A 26,048-nucleotide genomic window follows, 5' to 3' on the forward strand; every position below is an offset into this window, starting at 1 on the left:
AGATGCGCGACCATGCGATCGAGGTTCGAGGACTCACGAAGAGATACGGAGATCGGACTGCGGTCGAAGAGCTGTCGTTCGCTGTGCCGTACGGGTCGATCGTCGGCCTTCTGGGGCCCAATGGCGCGGGCAAGTCGACGACTCTGCGAACGATCGTCGGCCTGCTGAAGCCGACGATCGGCGACAGCCTCATCGACGGCAGGCCGTTCTCCGCGCTCGACAATCCCGCGTCTCACGTCGGTGTCCACATGGACGGATTCGGCTTCGAGGGTGGCATCACCGCCCGGCGGCATCTCGAGATCTGCCGGCTCGCGGCCGGAGCGCCTCGCGGACGAGTCGACGACGTGCTCGAGGAGGTCGGGCTCGCGGCGGATGCCCGTCGCCGTGTCAAGACCTTCTCGACGGGGATGACCCAGCGACTCGGACTGGCCGCTGCCCTCATCGGCTCACCACGGACACTCATCCTGGACGAGCCGGCCAACGGGCTCGATCCCGACGGCATCCGCTGGCTTCGCAGGTTCCTGCGCGGGTATGCGGAACGCGGCGGCACCGTCCTGATCGCCAGTCACCAGCTGTCCGAGCTCGAGCAGGTCGTGGACGAGGTGGTCGTCATCAAGCGGCGTGCGCTCTTCGCCGGGAGGCTCGGCGACCTCGTGACGAGCGACGCCGATTCGCTCGAGAGCAAGTACTTCGATCTCGTCGAAGGAGCATCCGCATGAAAGACACCATCCGAAGCGAAACACTGCGCTCAGTGAGCGGGTCGTCCATTCTGGCGGTATACCTCGTGGCCGTCCTGATGCCGGTCTTCGTGCTGTTCTCGGACGGTTCGCGATTCGACCTCGTGGGTCTCGATCCCGCTGCGGCCACCGCCCTGCTTCTTGAGCCGCTCGCCTGGTCGGCCATCTCCGCGGCGTTCATCGGCGCCTACGGTGTCACCCGCGAGTGCTATTACGGCTCGATGGACAGAACGCTCACCGGAGTCGGTTTCCCGCGCGCCTTCTCGGGAAAGCTCGTCGCCGGTGCCGTCGTCGCGGTCGCGCTGTCGCTCTGCATCTTCGTGGTCTGGACGGCGGGCGTCTTCGTCCTCCTGGCTCAGAACGGACTGACGCTCGCGCTCACCGGGGGCGCGTGGCGCATCTACGCGGGTGCGCTCGTCGGGGTGGTTCTCGGTGCATTCATCGGAGGCGCCATCGGCTGGATCACCAGGAACTACTACGTGACCGCAGCGATCGTCCTCGTTCTTCCGATGGTCGTGGAGTTCGCCCTGCTGCGCACTGCGCCGGAGCTGGCGAAGTTCTCGCCCGGGCTGGTACTGGCCGCGCTGGGCGTTCCCGGATACCAGGACCGACTGCTCGAATTCGCGCCCGCCCTCTGCCTCGCGCTCGCGTGGGCAGCCGGTCTGGTCGCCGCCGCATGGGGAACAGGGCGAAGGAAGGTCGTGTGATCGGCCGGGCCTTCCGCGCTCAGGCCCGCGGCTTCGCGGGCGATGTCGTTCTTGTCTGGGTGGTGGTCGCAGGGTTCGTGCTCTCGCTGTCGGTGGCCACCAACATCCCACCAGAACTCGCAGATGCACCGGCTGACGTCCGAGCCGCTCTCGCGGCGCCGTACGAATCGGTGCTCGCGACGTATGGAGCAGTTCTCGCGGCCGCCTACGGGGCATTCCGCTACACCGTCGATCGCCGAGACGGTGTCGTCGCCCAGCGTCTGATGCTGCAGCCTCGGTGGGCGACTTTTCTCGTCAGGCTGCTCGCCTCCGCCGTCGGCGGAGCGATCGTGGCTCTCGCCGGTTCCGTCGGCGGACACGCAGCGCTCACGGTGGCCATGGGCGGTCTTCCACTGGAGTGGGCGTCGGTCGGGTCCACCCTGAGTCTCGGAGCGCTGGCAGGAGTCTGGGGAATGGGAGTGGGAGTCGTCGTGCAGGCTCATCTCGTCGCTCTCTTCGTGGCTCCGATGTCGATGAGCGTGGCAGTTCTCCTGGCGATCTTCTGGGGACCCGGCGCTGCGTACCTCCCTCTCCTCGCGATGCTCGAAGCTCTGCGGTTCGATGTCTCCGCCCTGGGGATCCTGCCGAACGAGGGGATCGACAGCCGGGTGGCTGTGCTGGTGACGGCTGCCTGGGTTCTCGGCGCGCTCATCGCTGCGGGACTGTCGTTCATGAAGCGCGACGTGAAGTAGCAGCCTCGGGGCCGTGAAGGCGGGCGGTCAGGTGGCCGACGTAAAATCGCTGGGTGGCAACACCCAAGATCGTCCTCTTCTACGTCTTCACCCCGCTCGCCGATCCGGACGCGATCCGGGTGTGGCAGCGCGACCTCGGCGAAGTCCTCGGGCTGCGTGGCCGGCTCCTGATCTCGAAGGACGGAGTCAACGGCACGCTCGGCGGTGATCTGCCGGCGCTCAAGAAATGGGCGCGGTCGTTCCGGTCCTACGCTCCCTTCTCTCACGCCGACATCAAATGGAGCGAGGGCACCGGCGTCGACGCCGATGGTCGCAGTGTCGACTTTCCGAAGCTCAGCGTCAAAGTGCGCGACGAAGTCGTGTCGTTCGGAGCGCCGGGCGAGCTGCGCGTCGACGAACAGGGCGTCGTCGGAGGCGGAACGCGGCTGACCCCCGAAGAACTGCACGAGCTGATGGGGGAGCGCGGTGACGACGTCGTCTTCTTCGACGGCCGCAACGCGCTCGAGGCGCAGATCGGCCGCTTCCGCGGAGCCGTCGTTCCCGACACGGAGACCACGCGCGACTTCGTGCAGCTGCTCGACTCCGGGGCGTACGACGAGCTCAAGGGCAAGCCGGTCGTCACCTACTGCACAGGCGGAATCCGCTGCGAGGTGCTCTCGAGCCTCATGACCGCACGCGGGTTCGGCGAGGTGTACCAGCTCGAAGGCGGCATCGTCCGCTATGGAGAGCAGTACGGCGACGACGGCCTGTGGGAGGGCTCGCTCTACGTGTTCGACAAGCGCGGATCCGTCGACTTCTCCGACCACGCGGCCGTCATCGGCGAGTGCGCCGGATGCGGCACGGCGACGAAGCGGACCGCGAACTGCCCCGACCTGTCGTGCCGCACCCAGTTCGTGGTCTGCGAATCCTGCGACTCCGTGCGCTGCGAGCAGCACGCGGCCTGATCCCTCCGCCTGAGCCGCCGCCTGCACCGCCGCCGAAGACGCGCTGCGCCGCCACCGACGACGCGTCGCGTCGCGTCGCGACGACCTCAGGTGAGCAGCAGCACGTCGGTGCGTCGACTCGCGAAGAGCGATCGCGGAAGCAGGAACGCGTGCAGCCTCGTCCACCTGTCGACGCTGCGGCGCAACTGCACCGTCACCTCGACGAGGGCGGCGTCGAGATCTCGCGCGGCGTCCGCCGAGGGACGCGCATAGCTGGCCCGCTCGACTGCGGCGACGAGCACCCTCATGGCGTCGGCATCCACACGGCTGTCCCTGACGAGATCGTCGCCGCGCATACGCGGCGTCTCGGCATCCGACAGCGGCACGCGGAGATCCTGCATGGTTGCCCGCAGCTCGGCCCAGGCCGCCCCCGCGTCACCGCGTCGTGCGCGCCCGCGTCGGGCCACGCGCAGTGCGAGACGGGCGAATGCGGGCAGCAGCAGCACCGCCAGCACACCGAGCGTCGTCAGCACGACGGGGGTGGGGTCCAAGCGCCGGAGCTCTGAGGCCGCCCCCGCGTTGTCGCCCGCGTCTTCACGCTCGAGCTCCGGTCCTGAGGTCTGCTCGGTGCTGGGGGCGGCCGTCGGAGCCGGAGTGGCAGCGCCGCCCGAACCTCCGCCTTCGGTCGCGGCAGCGCTGAACGCCGTGGGAACCCCGAGTGAAGCGGTCGGCTCGAAGGGCACCCATCCGACGCCGGGGAAGAGAACCTCGGGCCACGAGTGCAGCTGGTCGCTGGAGACCGAGTACACGGCTTCATCGTCGCCGCGGGTGGTCTCGGTCAGCGCACCCGGGAGATAGCCGACGACGATGCGCACCTCCATGTCGAGGCTCTCGGCCATGAGCGCGAACGCGCCGGCGAAGTGGATGCAGTATCCCGATCGCACATCGAGGAACCGCGCGACCGCGTCGGCGCCGGTGCCGTCGAAGCCCTCGTCGACCGGGGTCTCCAACGAGTAGGCGAACTGACTCCGGAACCACGACTGCAGCGCGATCAGTCGGTCGTAGTCGTTCGTGGCGTCAGCGGTGACATCGGCGGCCGTCTCGCCGATCACCTCAGGCAGCTCGACGGGTTCCGTGTCGGGGTCGATGATCGGCGCAGCGGCGGGGAGCCCGCGGATCTGCTCGAGAGTCGGCGACACCTCGAGCGACCGCACCGTGTAGTCGTTGCCGACGGCATCCGCGCTGCGAGATGCGAGAGTGCGGTTCTCGGGGCTCACCCGCCAGGCCGAGGGGAGCCCCTGCACGCTCGTGGCGGGGTAGGGCACCGGAAGCCAGGCGCTCGACATCCGGATGATCCTGATGGAGGTGTTCTGGTCGGTGGTCTCGATGTCCTCTGTCCACTCGGCGGGGCCGAATCCCTCGCTCTGCGCCTGCAGGTCACCGCGATCCGGCTCCCACACGCGGCCGTCGAACGCCGACAGCGTCGTGAGCCGCAGGTAGGGCGCGGTGTCCGCCGTCGTCGCCACCGTGAGCACCTCGACCGGGTTCGGCTGTCGCAGGTCATCGCCGAGCCGCAGCGACGCGTCGACAGTGACGCCCGTGCCTGTGCCCGCCAGGTTCGCCGAGACAGGCAGGGTCGGTGCGATGATCACGGTCGCCGCCAGCGCTGCGACGCCGACGCCCGCGGCGACCGCCACGGACGTCCGTCGGGGTGATTCGGTGTTCTGCGCCGCCGTATACCGAAGCATGACGAGGATCAGGATGCCGAGCATCACGAACCAGACGACGTTGACCCCGCCGAGGGTGACGATCATCGGCATGGATCCCACGACGGCTGTGAGAAGACTGGCGAGGATCGCTCCGCGCTGCGCGACCAGTTGGTCGAGCAGGATGGCGACGATGCCGAAGCCGACGCCCATCACGGCTTCGAGTCCGGGGGAGGCGGCGAGCGGCGCAGACCCGAAGGCGATCTCCTCCCACGCCGCGGCTCCGAGTGCCTGGAAAGTGAAGAAGGTCGCCTCGGTGGGGATGAGGCCGAACACCGCGGTGTCACCGGCGACGAGCAGGGTCACGGCGCCCATCACCGCCAGGATCTGCACGGCGATGGAGACGAGGTCGCGTGCCCAGGCCGGACGGCCGCGCATCAGGGTGCGCGACGTCATGCCGGCGAGCGCGGTGACGACGATCACCGCCAGGACGGCGAACGACCAGCTGCCTGGTTCGATGACCGACGTGAACGGCCACATCGCGACGAGCCCGGCGGCCGCCGCCAGCACCGACGGCACGACCGTTCCGACGGGCAGCTCGTGCTCACGGTGCCACGACAGGCGGGATCGGCGTTCGGCGCTTCGCTCAGCTCGTGACATCGGTCGCTCCCCGCTGCTCGGCGGTGCCGCCGATGCGGTCGGGCAGCACGTCTTCCCACGCCTCTGCGACGTCGTCCCCCAGCCGTGCGAAGCGCCAGCCGTGCTGCTCGGCTGCTGCTGCGGCCCCGCGGTGCGGCGCGGTCGCGAACAGCATCGGCGCCGCGGCGCCGGACGGGCGCAGCAGCGCGGCATCCTCTTCGTCGATCTCGCCGGTGATGTAGACGAGCGGACCGGGAGGGGTGCCGCCGATCAGTGTCATGATGTCGCGGGCGTCGCCGCGGGGGCCGACCAGCGCGAGGGCGACGAGCAGACCGTCGCGGTCGTCCTCGTGACCGCGCAGGGTGCCCAGCAGAGTCCCGCTGCTGTCGATCACGTCGACCCCGTAGCCCTCCTGCACGAGATGCACGGCGACGGAGGCGCACATCGACACGGCGGTCTCGAAGTCTGGATCCTCCTCGTCACCGGGGCGCGCCCAGCGCGAGGCGCTGCGGTCGAGGATCACGAGAGCGTCGGGGCTCGACTCCTCTTCTTCCTGGCGCACCATCAGCTGTCCGCGGTGCGCGGTCGCTCGCCAGTGGATGCGTCGCATCGAGTCGCCGGAGATGTAGCGTCGCGGCGACAGGTTGTCGCTGCCCTGTCCGAGTCGGCTCGACGAGGTGTGCGCGGTGCCGCCGGCGGCGCCGACCTTGACGGTCAGCGGTGCGAGCGTGAACACCTCGGGAACGACCGTCACAGAGCGGGTCTCGCCGAATGCCTGCTCACGCTGGGCGAGGCCGAACGGGTCGACCGTTCGCAGTACCAGTGGCCCGATCGGCCAGACACCGCGTCGCACACCGGTGATCAGGTAGCTCAGCTGGCCGGTCTCCGACGGGTACTCGCCGGCCGAGTCGCCGGTGACCGCGGACGGGAGCACGTCGCGCCAGAGACCTCGGGGAACCCGCAGGGCACGCAGAGTGAAGCGCAGTGTGACGCGAGACGTCTCCGACACTGTGAGCAGGTCGGTCGAGACCTGACGGGTGACGGAACCTGCGCGGCGTGGCAGCCGCACGACCAGCACCGAGAGCACGGTGAGAGCGAGAAGGAGGACGCCGATGTAGAGGAGGATCGGTGCGCCGACCATGTTCGCCGCGATCAGGCAGCCGAGACCGGAGAGGAGCGCACCCGTGCCCCGAAGGGTGAGGGTTCGACGGCGGGGCATGGCGAGCGAGGGGTCAGGAGCGAGCGGTCACGGGCACCCGCACGCGCTCGACGATCTGTCGCAGGGCCGCCTCGACGGGCTGCGCTCCGGCGCGGTGCGCTCCGCGTGCGGGAAGGAGACGGTGCGCGAGCACAGGGATGATCAGCGCTGTGACGTCGTCGGGGATCACGAAGTCGCGTCCATCGAGCGCCGCCCACACCTTCGCGGCCCGGATCAGCTGCAGGGTCGCCCTCGGACTCGCACCCAGGTGCAGGTTGGGGTCTGCGCGGGTGGCCTGGGCGAGGGCGACCGTGTACTCCTCGAGAGCCGGGGCGACGTGCACCGAACGGGCCCAGGCGATCAGCCCCGAGATCGACGCCGCGTTCGCGACGGCTCGCACCGCGGCGAGCGGGTTCACGGTGTCGCGCTGACGGAGCATGAGGGCTTCGGCCGCCGCATCGGGGTAGCCCATGGAGATGCGCATCATGAAGCGGTCGCGCTGAGCTTCGGGCAGCGCGTAGGTGCCCTCCATCTCGAGCGGATTCTGCGTCGCCACGACCAGGAAGGGGTCGGGAAGCATGTGCGTCGATCCGTCGACCGTCACCTGCCCCTCTTCCATGGCTTCGAGCAGTGCCGACTGCGTCTTGGGAGACGAGCGGTTGATCTCGTCCGCGATCACGATGTGTGCGAACACCGCGCCGCGCTTGAACTCGAACTCCCGATCGACGGGGTTGTACACGCTCACACCTGTCACATCACCGGGAAGGAGGTCAGGGGTGAACTGGATGCGGCGGACAGTGGCGTCCACGCTCGCGGCCAGCGCGCGTGCCAGCACCGTCTTTCCCACTCCCGGCACGTCCTCGATCAGCAGGTGTCCCTCGGCGAGCAGGCACACGAGCGCGCTCCGCACGGCATCCGGCTTTCCGTCGATCACCCGTCCGACAGACTCGACGATGGCCGACGTCTGCGCGGCGAACTGCTCTGCGTTGACGATGGCCGGGGTCAGGGGCGGGTTCTCTGGCATGCGTTCCCTCTCACGTGGGCGCTGCGGTGCGCGTGATCCGATCGTAACCCGGCTGTCTACGGATGGGGTGGGAACCGTCCTCCGGCTCCGCGGCACGGCGCCGCCGTGGTCGCGGCCTTCAGCCCCACACGCGGGCTCGGGGTTCAGCGCGGTCGAGTCGGTCGTCGGCGCTGCGAGCGACCCGCAACAGTGCGAGTCCCTGCATCCCGGTGAGCTCGTGCAGCGTGCAGGTGCCGATCAGCGCCTGCCAGTGCTCGCGGAAGCGTTCGGCGTCGCCCCGGCGGCGGGCGATCGATCGGGGCACCGCGAGCAGGGTGCGACCGGGGGAGAGGCGGTCGGCGAGTCGTTCGAGCAGCCGCAGTCGTGGCAGTCCCGCTGAGTCGATGCGCAGCAGGAAACGCGCAGTGCGCACCGGCGCGAACAGCTCTTCGACGGCATCCGCGATCGCGCGCGCGTCGACGGCCGAGCCTCCCAGCTCGATGTGGATGCGGGTCGGATCGGCGGTGTCCGGTCGAGCCACGATCACGGCCTCGTCGATGCGCCCGATCCGCTCCGCATCCTGCAGGGTGCGGGCGACGGCGATCGCCGCCGACCGGTAGATCTCGGCCGGTCGCCGACGGTCGCGCAGCAGCCGGGCGAGCATCCGCAGCGAGGAGACTGTGGCAGCGACGGTGCCACCGCCGAGCGCGAGCGCGGTCCAGACCAGCGGGGGGACATCGGCCCCCGATGCGATCAGCACGCCGACGAGCCCGCCCGCTCCGGCCGTTCCGGCGACGAATGCTCCCACTGCGCCGGCGCGCGCTGCCTGCGCAGTGCGCAGCAGCGGTGCGCGCGGGGTGCGGCGCACCGCCACGACCTGGCGTTCACGCGGTTCGTAGCGCTCGCCGATCCGCCACTCGCTCCTGGTGCTGCTCCGTGTCGGCCATCGTTCACGCAGCAGCGCGTCGAGATCGCCTATGGAGGTCGACCTGTCCTTGTCGAGCACACGGTGCCACGCGTCGAAAGCCGTGGTGGGGAGCGCATGGCCGAGTCCGCTCACGATCCGACCGTCGCCGTCGGCGCTCAGGCCCCACAGGTGCGAGTGCCGACGGCGCAGTCGAGCGGACTCGGATGAGTCGTCGAGGTCGACATCCGAGGGGATCAGGCACACGACCGACCAGTTGTGCGCGACCTTCTCGGGCCAGGCGGGATCCAGGCGCAGGGTACGGCCCCGGAGCTGCTGCGTGCCCGATGAGGTCGCCACGGTCGTGAGGTCGATGAGGGTGTTGACCGCCGGGCAGTCCCAGCCTTCGCCCAGCAGCCCGCGGGTGCCGACGAGCAGCCGCACATCACCGCGGCGGATCAGCTCCGACACCGCGGCGACGACGCGCCCGCTCCCGACGCCCCGCACCTCGAGATCGCGCACCGGCCCGGTGCCCTCGGCGACGTCGACGGGCTCTCCGAGCAGATCGGCCAGGGCATCGGCGAGGACGACGGCATCATCCGCGCGGACGCGCAGATGCTGAGCAGTGAGCAGCACAGGGCGCAGGGCGGCGGTGACGTCGTCGACCGAGAGCAGGTCGAATGTGCGCAGCGCGCCTGCCGGTGCGTCGCCGGCCAGGCCGCGGTTGTTGCCGTGCTCGACGAAGTCGGTGACGACGACGGCGCGGATGCGGTCGCCGTCGGGGCCGTCGAGCTCCCGGCGGAGGATGTCGACCGCAGCATGGTCTTTCGCCGCCGAGAACGCCAGGGTGCTCTCCACCGGGTTGCGGCCCCGACGGATGCCGCGGTCGGTGAGGGCGTAGCCGAAGTCTGCGAGAGACCGTCGGACGTGCTCCCACTGTCGTGCGGCCGCGGGGTCGGACAGCAGCCGTGCCTGAGCGAAACGCGAGAGCACCGTGAGCAGATCATCGGTGGTGCAGCGCTCGAGCAGTACCGGCGGGATCGCGGCGATGAGCGGATGCCGGGGCGCGACCTCCCGCAGCACGACAGCGCAGGACCGCGTGAGAGTGAAGTCCGTCGAGAACGCGCGGTCGATGCGGGTGGCCGATACGGCCGCGTCGTCGGAGGCCTCCGCGGGTTGCAGCTGCTGCTCGAGGTACGACACCGCGTCGGGCGTCGAGAGCACCCGGGTGATCATGTCGTGGAGCAGTGCCTCGTGCCGCCGGATGAACCCGGCCTCTGCGGGCGTGGGTTCCGTGAACAGCACGTGATCGCGGTAGGGGGCCAGATGGCCCTCCTTCACCACGGCGGGGGTCGGCACCTCGTAGTCGACCTCGCCGAGCAGCTGGCTGTAGTTCTCGAACTCGGTCTCGTCGTCGGGAGACGGAAGGGTCGCGGTCAGGCCGATCAGCAGGGGCTCGACGCCGCTCTCGCGGATGCGACCGGCGAGGTACGCGACCACGATGGCCCAGTGATCGAGAAGATGATGGCACTCGTCGAGTACGACCGTGCGCACACCCGCGGCCACGAGTCGATCGATCAGGGCGACGGCGTTCGGATGCAGGACGCGGGCGAGTTCGGCGGGTCGCCGCCTCGCGAAGCGCGAGCGCAGGCGCCGGGAGCGGGTGCGGATGCCGGTGCGATACCGCCCCGGGTTGTCGACCGCGAGTTCGGCGAGCCACGTCGACGCGTCTGCCTCCGCGCGCCCACGTGCCGTGAGCTCCTCCACCCACACGGCGCGCGCGAGATCGTCGAAGGGCGAACCGTCTCCGGTCACGCTGAGCAACTGATAAGTCAGCGCCGTGAGATCTCCGATCTGCGCGGGGTCGTCCGAGATGGGCGCAGCCTCGGGCGCCAGCGACTCCGCGGTACGCACCCACTGTTGACGGATCGTCACCGTCGGCGAGAGCACGAGGGTTCGATGGCCCTCACGCGCGGCGAGCAGCAGACCGAGCAGGGTCTTGCCGGAACCGGGCGGGGCGACGATGTGCAGCGGACCCGCTGCTCCCGGCGCGAGACGCTCGAGCACCTCGGCCTGGTAGGTGCGCAGTGTGCCCGGAAAGCGCCACGTCGACAGGGGAGGGGCGGTGACGGAATCCATGACCTGCCCAGTCTGTCAAAGAGCGGGTCCGGACATCGGCTAGACTTGTCGACGGCTCTCCGCGTGGCGGCATCCAGGCCAATTCCCCCAGGGCGGAAACGCAGCAAGGGTAACCGGGCTCTGCTGGGTGCGCGGAGAGTCACTTTCTTTTTGTCAGCGTCTTCCGGGGCAGTCCTGACAGGATCGTGACGTGACAAGGCCAGATGTGATCAGCACCGCCGATTCCCCGCGCTCCAGTGCTCTCGGCCGTTTCGCAGCGCCTCTTCTTCTGGTCGCACTGATGTGGGCCGTGCAGCTCGTCGATGCGATCCTCCCCGGGTCCTTCACGGGTTTCGGGCTCCGTTCGTGGGATCTCTCGGGCCTCGGCGGCATCGTCGTCGGGCCACTGCTGCATGCGGACTGGGCGCACCTGATCGGCAACACCGTGCCGCTGCTCGTGCTCGGCTGCCTCGTCGCCGTCGAGGGCGTACGCCGGTTCTGGATCGTCACCGCGTTCGCCGCCGTGATCGGCGGTCTCGGCACGTGGCTCGTGAATACACCGGGGGCGTTGACGGTCGGTGCGTCCGGTCTCGTCTTCGGATACTTCGGATACACCGTGATGCGGGTCTTCGCGCCGGGGCGGGTCGCACACCGCGTGCTCTACGCGATCGTCGCGCTCATCGTCATCGGCCTCTACGGCGGATCCATGCTCGCCGGGGTCGTCGGCGTGCGCGAGGGCATCTCGTGGCAGGCGCATCTGTTCGGCGCGATCGGGGGCGGGATCGCCGCATTCGTCGGCAGAGGCAGCACCCAGACCCGGGGCGCATGAGCACGACCAGGAGCACCCGAGGCGCTGCGACCCGTAAGAAGCCCGCAGCCCAGAAATCGGGCGTCAAGAAGCCGGCGGGCAGGAAGCCGGCGAGCAAGAAGCGGCCGACCCGTCAGCAGTCGCGCACGCGCCGTGCGTCGCCGCGTCGACGAGCGCAGCGGCGCATTCAGCGTGCAAAGCTCCTGCGTCGTATCGCGCTGTCCGCCGCGGCCGTGATCGTCGTCGCGCTCGCCGCGGTGCTGATTCCGCTGGGGCTCGCTCACGAGAAGCCGCTGGCGATCTGCATCACCGATCCGACCACCTTCCCCGAGTCGGGCGTCGAGGGGTGGCGGGGCGAGCAGCTCGAGAACGCCGCGACCATCATGCAGACGGCGACGGCGCTCGGCTTCGGTCGCGACGGCCAGATCCTCGGGGTGATGACGGCGATGGGCGAGAGCAGCCTGAACAACATCGACTACGGAGACTGGGAGACGAGCGGGTTCACCAACCCGGACGGCAGCCGGACGACGAGCATCGGGCTCTTCCAGCAGCAGCACTGGTGGGGGTCGGCCGAGCAGCGCATGGACCCGGCCACCGCTGCGACTCTGTTCTACGAGCGGCTCGCGAAGGTGCGCGACTGGCAGTCGATGGATCAGTCGCTCGCGATCCACCGGGTGCAGATCAACCTCGACCCCGCGTACTACACGCGCTACGCGGCGGATGCCACGGCCGTGGTCGATGCTCTGTCCAGGCCCTGCTGAGCGTTTTCGCACGGCTGTCAACCCAGCGAGATCATGAGGCCGTGCACCTAGGGTGGAGCTGTGGCGCAGAGCATCTACATCACCTCGGCCGAAGGCCATACCGGAAAGTCGACCATCGCCCTCGGCGTGCTCGACGCGCTCATGCGCGTCACGCCGCGGGTCGGCGTCTTCCGACCGATCGCGCGGTCGGTCACCCAGCGCGACGACGTGCTCGAGCTGCTGCTCGCGCACGACGGGGTGCACCTCGACTACGACGACTGCATCGGTGTGACCTACGACGACGTGCGCGATGACCCCGATCGAGCGCTCTCGACGATCGTCGCCCGGTTCAAGGCCGTCGAGGCGCAGTGCGACGCCGTGGTCATCATCGGCAGCGACTACACCGATGTCGCCAGCCCGGCGGAGCTGGGATACAACGCCCGGATCGCTGCGAACCTCGCGGCACCCGTGCTGCTGGTGCTGAGCGGTCGCGATCAGCAGCGTCAGGCCGAACAGTTGGGCACGACCACCGCGCGCAGTCCCGCCGCGGTCGGGCAGATCGGGTCGCTCGCGCTCTCCGAACTCGAGGTCGAGCGCGCAGAGCTGTTCGCGGTCGTCGTGAACCGCGCCGACCCCGACGCACTCGGCGACATCGAGGCCGCGGTCGCCGCGGTGCGACCCCAGAAGACCACGCCCGTGTGGGCGATCCCCGAGGACCGCACCCTGGTGGCGCCGTCGATCAACGGCATCCTCACCGCCGTCGACGGGCGTCTCATCAAGGGCGACCCTGACCGTCTCGGCCGTGAGGCCCTGACGATCGTGGTAGCGGGCATGTCGATGGTGAACGTGCTTCCTCGACTCACGGACGAGTCGGTGGTGGTGATCCCCGCCGACCGCACCGAGGTGCTGCTGGCGACACTGCTCGCCGATGCCTCCGGCACGTTCCCGCGGGTCGCCGGCATCATCCTCAACGGCCCGTTCCCGCTTCCGGAGCCGATCGTCCAGCTGCTCGACGGCTTCACCTCGACGGTGCCGATCATCGCCACGGACCTCGGCACGTACGACACCGCGGTGCGCGTGATGGGAGCGCGGGGTCGCCTCTCTCCCGACTCGCGCGGCCGCTACGACCGTGCTCTGGGTCTCTTCCAGACCCACGTCGACATCACCGAGCTCACCACTCAGCTGGGTCTGGCCGAGTCGCGCGTCGTGACTCCGCTGATGTTCGAGTACGGGCTCATCGAGCGCGCCCGCTCCGACCGTCGACGCATCGTCCTGCCGGAGGGCGATGACGATCGCATCCTCCGCGCGGCCGCCACCCTGCTGGCGCGCGAGGTCGCCGACCTCACGATCCTCGGCGACGAGTCGGCGGTCCGCGCCCGCGCCGTCGAGCTGGGGGTCGACATCTCGGCGGCGCAGGTGATCAGCCCGACCGATCCCGAGATGGTCGAGCGCTTCGCGACCGAGTATGCGCGACTGCGTGCGCACAAGGGCATCACACTGGCCCAGGCGGCCGACACCGTCACCGATGTCTCGTACTTCGGCACGATGATGGTGCATCTCGGGCTCGCCGACGGCATGGTGTCGGGCGCCGCCCACACGACCGCGCACACCATCCGCCCGTCGTTCGAGATCATCAAGACGAAGCCGGGGGTCAATGTCGTCTCGAGCGTCTTCCTGATGGCGCTCGCCGACCGGGTGCTCGTGTACGGCGACTGCGCCGTGATCCCTGATCCGACCAGCGAGCAGCTGGCCGACATCGCGATCTCGTCGGCGGCCACCGCGCAGCAGTTCGGCATCGAGCCCCGCATAGCGATGCTCTCGTACTCGACCGGCGAATCCGGCTCGGGGGCCGACGTCGACAAGGTCCGCGCAGCTACGGCCCTGGTGCACGAGCGCGCGCCGGAGCTGCTCGTCGAGGGGCCGATCCAGTACGACGCGGCCGCCGACGCCGCGGTGGCGAAGGCGAAGCTCCCCGACTCCGCAGTGGCGGGGCGCGCGACAGTCTTCGTGTTCCCCGACCTCAACACCGGCAACAACACCTACAAAGCCGTGCAGCGCTCGGCCGGTGCCGTCGCGATCGGCCCTGTGCTGCAGGGGCTCAACAAGCCGATCAACGACCTGTCACGCGGCGCACTGGTCGACGACATCGTCAACACCGTGGCGATCACGGCCATCCAGGCACAGTCCGAAGGAACGACCGCATGAGCGCCATCCTCGTCATCAACAGCGGGTCCTCGTCGCTCAAGTACAGCCTGATCGACATCGAGAACGAGAATGAGCTCGCCGCGGGCCTCATCGAGCGGATCGGGCAGGATCTCAGCGCGATCCGGCACACGGTCCGTCCGGACACCACCGCGGATGCCGTCGTGGCGATGCTCGACGCCTCGTATGACTCCGAGCGCCCCGTCGCCGATCACGGCGCGGCGTTCACGGTGATGCTCGAGCAGTTCGCCGAGCACGGCCCGCTGCTCGACGAGCATCCTCCGGTCGCCGTCGGTCACCGCGTGGTGCACGGCGGGGCGAGGTTCTATGCGCCGACCCTCGTCACGCAGAACATCGAGGAGCAGATCGAGGAGCTCTCGGTGCTCGCCCCGCTGCACAACCCCGCGAACCTGGCGGGCATCGTCGCGGCGAAGGCGGTCTTCTCCGACGTCCCGCATGTCGCGGTGTTCGACACGGCGTTCCATCAGACCCTGCCTCCGGCCGCCTACACCTACGCGATCGACGCCGAACTCGCCGCCCAGCACCGGGTACGCCGGTACGGATTCCACGGCACGAGCCACCAGTTCGTGAGCGAGTCGGCGGCCGCGTTCCTCGGACGCGACCTCAAGAGCCTGCGGCAGATCGTCTTCCATCTCGGCAACGGCGCATCGGCGACCGCGATCGACGGCGGCCGGTCGGTCGAGACGTCGATGGGGCTGACACCGCTCGAGGGACTCGTGATGGGCACGCGTTCGGGCGACCTCGACCCTGCGGCGCTGGTGCATCTGTCGCGGAGAGCCGGATACTCGATCGACGATCTCGACGCGCTCCTGAATTCGCGCAGCGGCCTGAAGGGGCTCGCCGGGCACAGCGACATGCGCGACATCCTCGCGGGCAGGGATGCAGGGGATGCGGCTGCGACGCTCGCCTTCGACGTCTACATCCACCGGCTGCGCGCCTACGCGGGGTCGTACATCGCCCAGCTCGGCGGTGTCGACGTGATCTCGTTCACCGCGGGGGTCGGCGAGAACGCGGCCGCCGTGCGCGCCGAGGCGATGGCGACGCTCGGATTCGCGGGGGTCGAGATCGATCAGGCGCGCAACGCCGCGCGACAGCGCGGCATCCGACGGATCTCCACCGACGACTCGCGCGTCGACGTGCTGGTCGTGCCCACCGATGAAGAGCTCGAGATCGCCAGACAGACCTCTCGCCTGCTCTGATCGACACGCCTCGGGGGTTACCGCCTGGCGCCGGGCGCCACTACGCTTGCACAGTGGCACGGAGAGGTGCCGGCAATACCCCTCGTCCTTCTCCTGGAGGCTCCTGTGCCCGAAGCTCTGCCCGATCCGCTCCGCGCCGAAGGCGTCCTGTTCGACCTCGACGGGGTGCTGACGCCGACCGCCGAGGTGCACATGCGCGCCTGGAAGGTCGTGTTCGACGACGTGTTCGAACGCTGGGGCATCACGCCTGCGTACTCGGATGCCGACTACTTCGACTACGTCGACGGCAAGAAGCGCTATGACGGCGTGGCGAGCCTGCTGCGCAGCCGCAATGTCGAGATCCCGTGGGGAGCGGTCGACGACCCGCCCGAGGCCGAGACCATCTGCGGCATCGGCAATCGCAAGAACGCCGCATTCGCCGAGTCGCTGCGGGGCGAGGGCATCGCCCCGTTCCCCGGCTCGCTCGCGCTCGTCGAGAAGCTGTCGGCCGCCGGCATCCCGATCGGCGTCGTGTCCAGCTCCAAGAACGCCGAAGAGGTGCTCGCCGCCGCCGGCCTCCGCTCGTTCTTCCACGTCGTGGTCGACGGCGTCGTCGCAGAACGCGACAACCTCGCCTCGAAGCCCGCCGCCGACATGTTCAGCGCGGGCGCCGCGGCGCTGGGCGTCGATCCCGCCCACAGCATCGCCGTCGAGGATGCGACCTCGGGGGCGGCCTCCGCGGCCGCCGCGGGGTTCGCGATCGTCGTCGGCGTCGACCGCGGCACCGGAGCCGATGCGCTGCGCGCCGCCGGTGCGACCGTGGTCGTCAGCGATCTCGACGTGTTCGTCGATGCCGCCGCCGACCAGGGTGCGCACTCCGACACAGACTCCGCCGACCAAGACACGCTCTCCGACAACGAGGACACCGCATGATCGACCGCGACCGCTTCCCCGTAGACCCCTGGCGACTCATCGAGACGCGGTACTCCGAAGACGGAGTGGCCGAGACGCTGTTCGCCGTCGGCAACGGCTACCTCGGCCTCAGAGGAAACCACATCGAGGGGCGAGGTGCTCACGAGCACGGCACCTTCATCAACGGTCTGCACGAGACCTGGCCGATCCGGCACGCCGAGCAGGCGTACGGCTTCGCCGAGGTCGGGCAGACGATCGTCAACGCCCCCGATGCCAAGGTCATGCGGGTCTACGTCGACGACGAGCCGATCTCCTTCGACGAGGCCGACGTGCGCGAGTACCGCCGCACTCTCGACATGCGCACCGGCGTGCTCGAGCGCGTCGTGGTGTGGGAGACGCCGTCGGGCAAGCGCGTGCGGATGCGCGACGAGCGCATCGTCAGCTTCGAGGAGCGACACCTCGCCGTGCTCCGCCTCGAGGTCGTCGTCGAGAACGCCGATGCCCCGGTCACCGTCAGCTGCCAGATGATCAACCGCCAGGACGGCGCCGGCGTGTACGCGGGCACTCCCAACCAGGCGAAGGGCGGATTCGATCCGCGCAAGGCCGAGAAGATCGCCGAGCGCGTGCTCGAGCCCGGGGAGTACTGGCAGGACGGACTGCGCTCGGCGCTGTCGTACAGCGTCGCAGATTCCGGCATGACGGTCGCCGTCGTCGCCGATCACATCATCGAGACCGAGAACGACTACACGTCGCGCACTCTGATCGAGGCGGACATCTCGAAGAACGTGTTCCGCGTGCAGGCGAAGGCCGGTGTACCCATCACGGTCACCAAGCTCGTCAGCTACCACACCTCCCGAGGTGTGCCGGCTCGCGAGCTCGTCGACCGCTGCCGTCGCTCCCTCGACCGCGTCGCGTTCGAGGGCGTCCAGGCGCAGTTCGACCGGCAGGCCGAGTGGCTGGCCGCCTTCTGGGACCGCAGCGATGTGCAGATCGGCGGGCACGAAGACATCCAGCAGGCGACACGCTGGTGCCTCCTGCAGCTCGCTCAGGCCTCGGCACGCGCCGACGGAACGGGCGTGCCCGCGAAGGGCGTCTCGGGGTCGGGCTACAGCGGCCATTACTTCTGGGACACCGAGATCTATGTGCTCCCGTTCCTCACGTACACGTCGCCGCAGTGGGCACGCAACGCGCTTCGGGCGCGAGCGCTCATGCTCCCGGCCGCCCGCCGCAGGGCCGCGCAGCTCAATGAAGCGGGCGCGTTGTTCCCCTGGCGCACGATCAACGGCGAAGAGGCGTCGGCCTACTACGCGGCCGGCACCGCTCAGTACCACATCAACGCCGACGTCAGCTTCGCGCTCGGCAAGTACGTGCGGGCGACCGGTGACGAGGACTTCCTGCGACGTGAGGGCATCGACATCGCCATCGAGACGGCTCGTCTGTGGGCCACGCTCGGCTTCTGGCGCACCTCGCGGCTCGTCGCCGACACGAAGGACGACGACGGCGTCGAGACCTTCCACATCCACGGTGTGACGGGGCCCGACGAGTACACGACGGTCGTGAACGACAACCTGTACACGAACGTCATGGCGCGCTACAACCTGCGCTACGCGGCGAGGGTCGTGCGCGAGGCGGAGGAGGCCAATGGCGAGGAGTTCGCCAGGGTCGTCGAGCGCACCGGCCTCGCGGAGGGCGAGGCGGAAGGGTGGGAGCGCGCCGCCGACGCGATGTTCATCCCGTTCAGCGAGAGCCTCGGCATCCACCCGCAGGATTCGCTGTTCCTCGAGCGCGAGGTCTGGGATCTCGCCCACACGCCGAAGGAGCAGCGGCCGCTGCTGCTGCATTTCCACCCGCTCGTCATCTACCGGTTCCAGGTGCTCAAGCAGGCCGATGTCGTGCTCGCGCTGTTCCTGCAGGGAAACCACTTCACGCCCGAGGAGAAGAAGGCGGACTTCGACTACTACGACCCGCTGACCACCGGCGACTCGACGCTGTCGGCGGTCGTGCAGTCGATCCTCGCCGCCGAGGTCGGCTACCAGGATCTCGCTCTGCAGTACTTCCGGCAGTCCCTGTTCGTCGACCTGCACGACCTGCACCACAACGCGGCCGACGGCGTGCACGTCGCCTCCGCCGGTGGCGTATGGACGGCTCTCGTGTGCGGCTTCGGCGGCATGCGCGATTACGCCGGCGAGCTCAGCTTCGACCCGCGACTGCCCGCCGACTGGCCCTCGCTGTCGTACCCGCTGCAGTGGCAGGGGTCCGCGCTGCAGATCACGCTCACGACGGGTGAGCTGCGCGTCCGCGTGCTCAGCGGAGACCCTGTGCCGTTCACCGTGCGCGATGTCGCATACATCGCCACGGCCGACCAGGAGGTCGTCGTGCCGCTCGCGGATCAGGGACCGATGATCCCCGGGCGCCCGTCGCTGCGGCAGTTCGCGGATGCTCTTCGCGAAGACGGCACCCGTCTGTCGGCATCCGTCCCGGTGATCACGACTGCGATCCCCGTCATCGATTCGACCGACTGAGGGCGCTGATCACCGCAGCTCTGTTCGGGTTCGCGCCCGCGCTGCTCGTGCTCGTCGTCGAGGTCTTCGGCGGCGTCGTCGAGGCCGTGTCGTCGTGATTCCTCGCCGCGCTTCGGCGGCCTGAGCGGAGAGCAGAGGATCACCCGCATGATCCTCTGCTCTCGGCTGCCGGAACGTCCGTGGCACGCCGTAGGCTGTTCTGGTGACCACAGCCCTCTACCGCCGCTACCGCCCCGAGTCGTTCGGCGAGATGATCGGGCAGTCCCAAGTGACCGAACCCCTGATGACCGCCCTCCGCGGCGACCGAGTCGGCCACGCATACCTGTTCTCCGGACCCCGTGGATGCGGAAAGACGACGTCCGCGCGCATCCTCGCCCGCTGCCTCAACTGCGCGGAGGGTCCGACCGACGTGCCCTGCGGCACATGCCCGAGCTGTGTCGAGCTGTCGCGCGCCGGCGGTGGATCGCTCGACGTGGTCGAGATCGACGCCGCCAGCCACAACGGCGTCGACGACGCTCGCGACCTGCGCGAGCGGGCGACGTTCGCTCCCAGCCGCGACCGCTACAAGATCTTCATCCTCGACGAGGCGCACATGGTGACGCCGCAGGGGTTCAACGCCCTCCTCAAGCTGGTCGAAGAGCCGCCGGAGCACGTGAAGTTCATCTTCGCGACGACCGAGCCCGAGAAGGTGCTCGGCACGATCCGCTCGCGCACGCACCACTATCCGTTCCGTCTGGTGCCGCCGGCCGCGATGCTCGAGTACGTCGAGAAGCTGTGCGGCGAAGAGGGTGTGGTCGCCGAGCGCGGTGTGCTGCCTCTGGTGGTTCGGGCGGGTGGTGGCTCGCCACGAGACACGCTCTCCCTGCTCGACCAGCTGATCGCCGGGTCAGATTCGCCCGCAGGCTCCGAGACGGTGACGGTCGCCTACGAGCGCGCAGTCGCTCTCCTCGGCTACACGCACGCAGCGCTGCTCGACGAGATCGTCGACGCCCTCGCCGCCGCTGACGCGGCCGCGGCGTTCCCCGCCATCGACCGCGTGGTGCAGACCGGCCAGGACCCCCGTCGTTTCGTCGACGACCTGCTCGAACGACTGCGTGACCTCATCGTGATCGCGGCCGTCGGAGCCGGGGCATCCTCCGTGCTCCGCGGCATCGCAGACGACGAGCTCGCTCGCATGCGCACCCAGGCGGAGTCCTTCGGCTCGGCGCGGCTGTCGCGCACGGCCGACATCGTCAGCGCCGCACTCGATGACATGTCGGGCGCGACGTCGCCCCGACTGCACCTCGAGCTGATGGTCGCTCGGGTGCTCGCCTCGGGAGGGGGAGCGGCCGTCCCGTCCGTGCAGAACGCCTCGGCAGCCTCGGCAGCGCCGGCACGCGCGACAGCTGCGGCTGCGGCGCCGCAGCCTGCTGCCGCTGCTGCTCAGCCCGCTGCGGCTCAGCCCGCTGCTGCTCAGCCCGCTGCGGCTGCCACGACCGATCCCGTCGACGCCGAGCCGACGGAAGCCCGACCGACTGCCGCCGTGGCTGAGGCCCCCGTGACCGAGAACGCGGTTGCCGAGCGCGAGACGTCGGGAGACGCGACGCCGAGCACGCCGCCGACCGCACCGGCCACCGACACCGCCGCGCACTCGGGTCCGGTCGCGTTCGAGCAGATCACCGCAGCCTGGCCGGCCGTGCTCAAGCGACTCGAGAGCGTCAGCCGCACGTCGTGGCTGCTGGCCACCGCGGTTCAGCCCCTCGCGTTCGTCACCGAGACAGAGGTGCTGACCCTCGGCTTCGCCAGCCAGCACGACGTGGCGAAGTTCAAGGGGACGACGCCGGGTTCCGGCCCGTCCGATCATCTGCGCGGAGCCATCGAGCAGGAGCTGGGTGTGCGGGTCAAGTACCTGCCCGCACCGATGCCGGCAGGTGGTGCGCCTCGCCAGCCCTCGTCGCCCTCGGCGGCGCGGCCGACAGACGACGCGCCCGCATCGGAGCCTGCGTCAGCGGGTTCACCGCGAGCTCAGACATCACGTCCTCAGACGGCGCGTTCTGAGGCATCGCCGTCTCAGAACAACCGTGCGTCCGCAGCTCCGGTGACCGAATGGGCGGTCGCGTCGATTCCGGCATCCGAGGTCGCAGTGCCGGCCTCGGTGCCTTCAGCGGTGCCGGCCGCCGTGCCGGCAGCGATCACGACTCCTCCGGCAGCCCCCGTCGCCGAGCCGATGCAGAAGCCGTCGACCCCGATCGATGATCGGCCGGGCGGGGGAGATGAGCCGCCGCCACCCATCGACGATGAACCGCCCTATTTCGACGACGAGCCACCATACGACCCGTCCTACGAGCCTGCGTCGACATCGCAGGCCGCACCGACGGCCGCCAGCGCGGCGCCGGCGTCTCCTTCCGCATCCGCGCGGTCGACGCCTGCCCAGGCTGCCCCGGTGCGCAGAGCGGCTTCGGCTGCAGCAGCCCCGGTGATCACCGAGCGCGCTCCCTCTGGGGGAGTCCAGCGCTACGGTGAGGCCGTGATCCGCCAGGTGCTCGGCGCGACGTTCGTTCGCGAAGAGCCCTACGAGCCCCCGACGAGGTTCTCCTGATGTACGACGGAATCGTTCAGGAGTTGATCGACGAGTTCGGTCGGCTCCCCGGAATCGGACCCAAGTCCGCGCAGCGCATCGCATTCCACATTCTGCAGACGCCGACGTTCGACGTCGCTCGGCTCGCCGAGCTTCTCGTCGAGGTGCGGGTGCGGGTGCGCTTCTGCGAGATCTGCGGCAACGTGTCGGAGCAGGATCGCTGCGCGATCTGCCGCGATCCCCGACGCAATCCCGCCCTCATCTGCGTGGTCGAAGATGCGAAGGATGTCGCCGCGATCGAACGCACCCGTGAGTTCCGTGGCCTGTACCACGTGCTCGGCGGGGCGATCAGTCCGATCGCCGGCATCGGACCCGACGACCTGCGCATCGCGCAGCTGATGAGTCGTCTCGCCGATGCCACGGTGCAGGAGGTCATCCTCGCCACGAACCCCAACCTCGAGGGGGAGGCGACGGCGAGCTATCTCAGTCGTCTGCTCACCAGCATGCAGATCACCGTGTCTCGCCTCGCGTCCGGCCTTCCGGTCGGCGGCGACCTCGAATACGCCGACGAGGTCACCCTCGGGCGCGCCTTCGAGGGCCGTCGCGTGCTGTGAACACGCAGGGCGGCTTCACGCGACGCGGCTGGCTGCTCTTCGGGGCCATGGCGCTGCTGTGGGGCGTGCCCTATCTGTTCATCAGCATCGCCGTCGAGTCGTTCTCGCCGCCCGCCATCGTCGCAGGGCGCACCCTCATCGCGGCACTGCTGCTTCTGCCGTTCGCGCTCCGAAGCGGTGCGCTGACAGCTGCGTGGAAGCACTGGCCCTGGGTGCTCGCCTTCGGGCTCGTCGAGATGGCCGGCCCGTTCGTGCTGCTCGGACACGCCGAGATGACCCTGTCCTCGGGCATGACCGGCCTGCTCGTCGCGACCGTGCCGCTGTTCGCCGCCCTCATCGCCCTGGGCAGCGGAGATCGTGGCGTCCTGCGCCCGACGCGCGGAATCGGCCTCCTCGTGGGTTTCATCGGTGTCGCGATCGTCGTCGCCGGCCCCGGGCTGTTCGGCGGCGAGGTCAGTCTGCTCGCGGCCGGCGAGGTGCTGCTGGTCGCCATCCTCTATGCGATCGCGCCCTTCATCGTCGCGCGCAAGCTCAACGACGTCCCCTCGCTCGGCACCATCACGCTGTCATTGCTCATGATCGGTGTGATCTATCTGCCCATCGGCCTGCTCACGCAGCATGAGGTGCCGACACTTCCCTCGATCTTCGCGCTCCTGGCGCTGGCCGTCGTCTGCACCGCCGTCGCCTTTCTGGCGTTCTTCGCGCTCATCCGCGAGGTCGGCCCTGTTCGCGCCCCGCTGTTCACGTACGTCAACCCGGTCGTGGCGATCATCCTCGGTGCGATCGTGCTCGCCGAGCCCCTGACGCCGGGGCTGCTCATCGGATTCCCGCTCATCATCGCGGGCTGTTGGTTCGCCGCCACGGGCGGACGCCTTCGCCCGCAGGCGCCCGCCACTCCCGACCTGGCTGTCGCGCCCCTGCCGCCGGCGCCCTGACCTCGCCGCCGAGCACAACTTCGGATCTCATGCGCGACGCGCCGCGGGGGTGGACTCCGGAGGCGGCGTGTCCGTCGCCAGGTCCGAAGCTGTGCCCGCCCAGACCTGACCTCGCCGCGAGCGTCACATGCGAAGAAGCGCATATGCGCCGCTCGTAGAATGAGGGTGGGCGGATCCGCCCGACATCCCAGGGAGTGAACGTGGCCCTCATCGTGCAGAAGTACGGCGGCTCCTCAGTCGCCGACGCAGAGAGCATCAAGCGCGTCGCCAAGCGCATCGTCGACACACGCCGTGCGGGGCACGACGTCGTCGTCGCCGTGAGTGCGATGGGCGACACGACCGACGAGCTGCTCGACCTCGCGAACGAGGTTGCTCCGATCCCGGCTCCGCGCGAGCTCGACATGCTCCTCTCGAGCGGAGAGCGCATCTCGATGGCTCTCCTCGCCATGGCCATCCACTCGATGGGGTTCGAGGCGCGTTCGTTCACCGGCAGCCAGGCCGGAATGATCACCGACTCGCAGCACGGCGCGGCGCGCATCGTCGACGTCACGCCCATCCGTCTGCGGGAGGCCCTCGACGAGGGGGCGATCGTCATCGTCGCCGGGTTCCAGGGGTTCAACCGCGACACCCGCGACATCACCACGCTCGGTCGTGGCGGTTCCGACACGACGGCCGTAGCCCTGGCCGCAGCTCTCGATGCGGATGTCTGCGAGATCTACAGCGACGTCGACGGCATCTTCACGGCTGACCCCCGCGTCATCCCGAGAGCGCAGAAGCTCGACCATATCGGCAGCGAGGAGATGCTCGAGCTCGCCGCCAACGGCGCCAAGGTGCTCTACATCCGCGCCGTCGAGTACGCACGCCGTCACGGCGTCCTGATCCACGCCCGTTCGACGTTCTCGTCGTCCGAGGGCACATATGTTCTGGGCGAGGGTATGAAGAACCCCCGCGAAGCCGAGGGAGCAGCAGCCATGGAAGAACCGATCGTCGCCGGTGTCGCCACCGATTTCGGCCAGGCCAAGATCACCGTCGCAGGCGTTCCCGACGTTCCGGGCAAGGCGGCAGAGATCTTCAAGATCGTCGCCAAGTCCGGTGCGAACGTCGACATGATCGTGCAGAACGTGTCTGCGACCGGTCGCACCGACATCTCCTTCACGGTTCCCAAGGCCGATTCCGCGGGCGCGCTGAAGGCGCTGGCCGGTGAGCAGACCGAGGTCGGCTTCCAGAACCTCGTGCACGACGACCAGATCGGCAAGCTGTCGGTCGTCGGAGCCGGCATGCGCACGCACTCCGGTGTCTCGGCTGTGCTCTTCGAGGCGCTGTCGGCCGGTGGGATCAACATCGAGATGATCTCGACGTCGGAGATCCGCATCTCGGTCGTGCTCCGAGACACCGACCTCGCCGAGGCCGCACGCACCGTGCACACCGCCTACGGACTCGACGGCGACGCCGAGGCGACCGTGCACGCGGGCACCGGTCGCTGACCTCGCGGTCGGCGACGATCAGCGGACGACAAGACGATTCGCGGACACATTCGGCGATCTAATCCGCGATTCGTCATCCCGTCCGCGATTCGTCACCCCCACAGATCGCCCACCCGTCGCAGGCCGAGTGCCGCCCGGCTCCTCGACCTCCGCACAGCACGATAGACTCACCGAAACCCTGACATCGGCGCCAGGCGCGGCATCCGCACCCCGACGTCGCGCCCGAAGCCTCGCATGCAGCACTGCACGACGCCAAGGAACATCATGACCCGCATCTCCGACTCAGGACTCTCCGTCGCCATCGTCGGCGCCACCGGCCAGGTGGGCACCGTGATGCGAGAGATTCTCATCGAGCGATCCTTCCCGATCCGTGAGCTGCGCCTGTTCTCGTCGTCGCGCTCTGCGGGCACGGCCATCGAGTTCGGCGGAGCGACGGTCATCGTCGAAGACGTCGAGACCGCGGATGCCGGGGGCATCGACATCGCCCTCTTCTCGGCCGGTGCGACAGCCAGCCGCGCATACGCTCCTCGTTTCGCCGAGGCCGGAGCCGTCGTCGTCGACAACTCCAGCGCCTGGCGCAATGACCCCGAGGTTCCGCTCGTGGTCAGCGAGGTCAACCCGCATGCGATCGATGACCGCCCTCGCGGCATCATCGCGAACCCGAACTGCACCACGATGGCCGCGATGCCGGCCCTGAAGGCTCTGGATGCCGAAGCGGGCCTCGAGCGGCTCATCGTGTCGACCTACCAGGCCGTGTCGGGCTCCGGCCTCGCCGGTGCGCAGGAGCTTCTCGGCCAGGTCGAGGGCGTGCTCGCCCAGGGAGACACGCTGCGTCTCGTGCATGACGGCTCGTCGATCGACTTCCCCGAGCCCGAGAAGTACGTCGCACCGATCGCCTTCGACGTCATCCCGTTCGCGGGCAGTCTCGTGGACGACGGCCAGAACGAGACCGACGAAGAGAAGAAGCTGCGCAACGAGAGCCGCAAGATCCTCGAGCTTCCCGATCTCCGCGTTGCGGGCACGTGCGTGCGTGTGCCGGTCTTCACCGGTCACTCTCTCTCGATCAACGTCGAGTTCGCCAGAGACATCACTCCTGAGCGCGCGACCGAGGTGCTCTCCGCGGCACCCGGCGTCGTGCTCGACGAGGTGCCCACACCGCTGCAGGCCGCAGGCAAGGACCCGAGCTTCGTCGGTCGCATCCGCGCCGATCAGTCCGCGCCCGAGAACAAGGGCCTCGTGCTGTTCATCAGCAACGACAACCTGCGCAAGGGGGCGGCGCTGAATGCCGTGCAGATCGCCGAGATCCTCGCCGCGCGCCTGGTGGCCATAGCCTGACCGCATCCCCGTCATGCGGAACCGGTCTGATCAGGCAGGCCCGCGTGGTCGGCGGCGCCGTGACCTCGAACTAG

Annotated in this window: 19 protein-coding genes and 1 other RNA gene; 16 read left to right on the top strand and 4 right to left on the bottom strand. The window is 69.2% G+C overall.

Annotation, left to right across the window (positions count from 1 at the left end):
* The first annotated feature begins 2 nt into the window (after positions 1–2).
* From ACIOU8_RS07605 to ACIOU8_RS07620, 4 genes are read left to right on the top strand one after another with little or no spacing between them, the layout of a single operon-like run.
* Positions 3–719, top strand: a complete 717-nt coding sequence (locus tag ACIOU8_RS07605) for an ATP-binding cassette domain-containing protein (protein ID WP_400787738.1) — start codon at positions 3–5, stop codon at positions 717–719.
* Positions 716–1,444: an ABC transporter permease gene (locus ACIOU8_RS07610; RefSeq protein WP_400787740.1), complete on the top strand. Its 729-nt coding sequence runs from the start codon at positions 716–718 to the stop codon at positions 1,442–1,444. The genes ACIOU8_RS07605 and ACIOU8_RS07610 overlap by 4 nt, the downstream gene beginning before the upstream one ends.
* On the top strand, positions 1,441–2,175 hold the full coding sequence (locus ACIOU8_RS07615; RefSeq protein WP_400787742.1) for a hypothetical protein: 735 nt from the start codon (positions 1,441–1,443) through the stop codon (positions 2,173–2,175). The genes ACIOU8_RS07610 and ACIOU8_RS07615 overlap by 4 nt, the downstream gene beginning before the upstream one ends.
* A 53-nt stretch (positions 2,176–2,228) precedes the next feature.
* On the top strand, positions 2,229–3,119 hold the full coding sequence (locus ACIOU8_RS07620; protein WP_400787744.1) for a rhodanese-related sulfurtransferase: 891 nt from the start codon (positions 2,229–2,231) through the stop codon (positions 3,117–3,119).
* A gap of 86 nt (positions 3,120–3,205) precedes the next feature.
* Here ACIOU8_RS07620 and ACIOU8_RS07625 read toward each other — a convergent pair whose 3' ends face one another.
* The 4 genes from ACIOU8_RS07625 to ACIOU8_RS07640 form a co-directional block, all read right to left on the bottom strand.
* Complete coding sequence (locus tag ACIOU8_RS07625) at positions 3,206–5,464, bottom strand: transglutaminaseTgpA domain-containing protein (RefSeq protein WP_400787746.1); 2,259 nt, start codon at positions 5,462–5,464, stop codon at positions 3,206–3,208.
* On the bottom strand, positions 5,451–6,662 hold the full coding sequence (locus tag ACIOU8_RS07630) for a DUF58 domain-containing protein (protein WP_400787749.1): 1,212 nt from the start codon (positions 6,660–6,662) through the stop codon (positions 5,451–5,453). Before ACIOU8_RS07630 ends, ACIOU8_RS07625 begins: the two co-directional genes overlap by 14 nt.
* 13 nt (positions 6,663–6,675) lie before the next feature.
* Positions 6,676–7,665, bottom strand: a complete 990-nt coding sequence (locus ACIOU8_RS07635) for an AAA family ATPase (protein ID WP_400787751.1) — start codon at positions 7,663–7,665, stop codon at positions 6,676–6,678.
* Between the two features lie 118 nt (positions 7,666–7,783).
* Positions 7,784–10,687, bottom strand: coding sequence for a DEAD/DEAH box helicase family protein (locus tag ACIOU8_RS07640; protein ID WP_400787754.1), 2,904 nt, complete (start codon positions 10,685–10,687; stop codon positions 7,784–7,786).
* A 50-nt stretch (positions 10,688–10,737) separates the two neighbouring features.
* Here ACIOU8_RS07640 and ffs point away from each other — a divergent pair.
* The 12 genes from ffs to ACIOU8_RS07700 all read left to right on the top strand — a co-directional run bounded on the left by ffs (position 10,738) and on the right by ACIOU8_RS07700 (position 25,974).
* Positions 10,738–10,834, top strand: an RNA gene (gene ffs, locus ACIOU8_RS07645) — signal recognition particle sRNA small type.
* A 43-nt stretch (positions 10,835–10,877) separates the two neighbouring features.
* Positions 10,878–11,495: a rhomboid family intramembrane serine protease gene (locus ACIOU8_RS07650; protein ID WP_400787757.1), complete on the top strand. Its 618-nt coding sequence runs from the start codon at positions 10,878–10,880 to the stop codon at positions 11,493–11,495.
* The gene (locus ACIOU8_RS07655) at positions 11,492–12,235 is read left to right on the top strand and encodes a hypothetical protein (protein WP_400787760.1); all 744 of its coding nucleotides are present in this window, start codon (positions 11,492–11,494) and stop codon (positions 12,233–12,235) included. Before ACIOU8_RS07650 ends, ACIOU8_RS07655 begins: the two co-directional genes overlap by 4 nt.
* Positions 12,236–12,295: 60 nt before the next feature.
* Positions 12,296–14,419, top strand: coding sequence for a phosphate acetyltransferase (gene pta / locus ACIOU8_RS07660; protein ID WP_400787763.1), 2,124 nt, complete (start codon positions 12,296–12,298; stop codon positions 14,417–14,419).
* Positions 14,416–15,636, top strand: coding sequence for an acetate/propionate family kinase (locus ACIOU8_RS07665; protein ID WP_400787765.1), 1,221 nt, complete (start codon positions 14,416–14,418; stop codon positions 15,634–15,636). Before pta ends, ACIOU8_RS07665 begins: the two co-directional genes overlap by 4 nt.
* A 105-nt stretch (positions 15,637–15,741) precedes the next feature.
* Positions 15,742–16,548 (top strand): HAD family hydrolase, encoded by an 807-nt coding sequence (locus ACIOU8_RS07670; protein ID WP_400787768.1) that lies wholly within the window; start codon positions 15,742–15,744, stop codon positions 16,546–16,548.
* The gene (locus ACIOU8_RS07675; RefSeq protein ID WP_400787771.1) at positions 16,545–19,049 is read left to right on the top strand and encodes a glycoside hydrolase family 65 protein; all 2,505 of its coding nucleotides are present in this window, start codon (positions 16,545–16,547) and stop codon (positions 19,047–19,049) included. The genes ACIOU8_RS07670 and ACIOU8_RS07675 overlap by 4 nt, the downstream gene beginning before the upstream one ends.
* Positions 19,050–19,251: 202 nt before the next feature.
* Complete coding sequence (locus tag ACIOU8_RS07680) at positions 19,252–21,627, top strand: DNA polymerase III subunit gamma and tau (protein ID WP_400787774.1); 2,376 nt, start codon at positions 19,252–19,254, stop codon at positions 21,625–21,627.
* Positions 21,627–22,220, top strand: a complete 594-nt coding sequence (gene recR / locus ACIOU8_RS07685; protein ID WP_400787776.1) for a recombination mediator RecR — start codon at positions 21,627–21,629, stop codon at positions 22,218–22,220. Before ACIOU8_RS07680 ends, recR begins: the two co-directional genes overlap by 1 nt.
* Positions 22,217–23,155 (top strand): DMT family transporter, encoded by a 939-nt coding sequence (locus ACIOU8_RS07690; RefSeq protein ID WP_400787779.1) that lies wholly within the window; start codon positions 22,217–22,219, stop codon positions 23,153–23,155. The genes recR and ACIOU8_RS07690 overlap by 4 nt, the downstream gene beginning before the upstream one ends.
* Positions 23,156–23,355: 200 nt before the next feature.
* Positions 23,356–24,639 carry an aspartate kinase gene (locus ACIOU8_RS07695; RefSeq protein ID WP_400787781.1) on the top strand — a complete coding sequence of 428 codons (1,284 nt, stop codon included), beginning with the start codon at positions 23,356–23,358 and terminating at the stop codon, positions 24,637–24,639.
* Positions 24,640–24,903: 264 nt separating this feature from the next.
* Positions 24,904–25,974, top strand: coding sequence for an aspartate-semialdehyde dehydrogenase (locus tag ACIOU8_RS07700; protein ID WP_400787783.1), 1,071 nt, complete (start codon positions 24,904–24,906; stop codon positions 25,972–25,974).
* The last annotated feature ends 74 nt before the right edge of the window (positions 25,975–26,048 follow it).

It is taken from the genome of Microbacterium sp. NPDC087589, assembly GCF_044743635.1.
Taxonomy (GTDB): Bacteria; Actinomycetota; Actinomycetes; order Actinomycetales; family Microbacteriaceae; genus Microbacterium.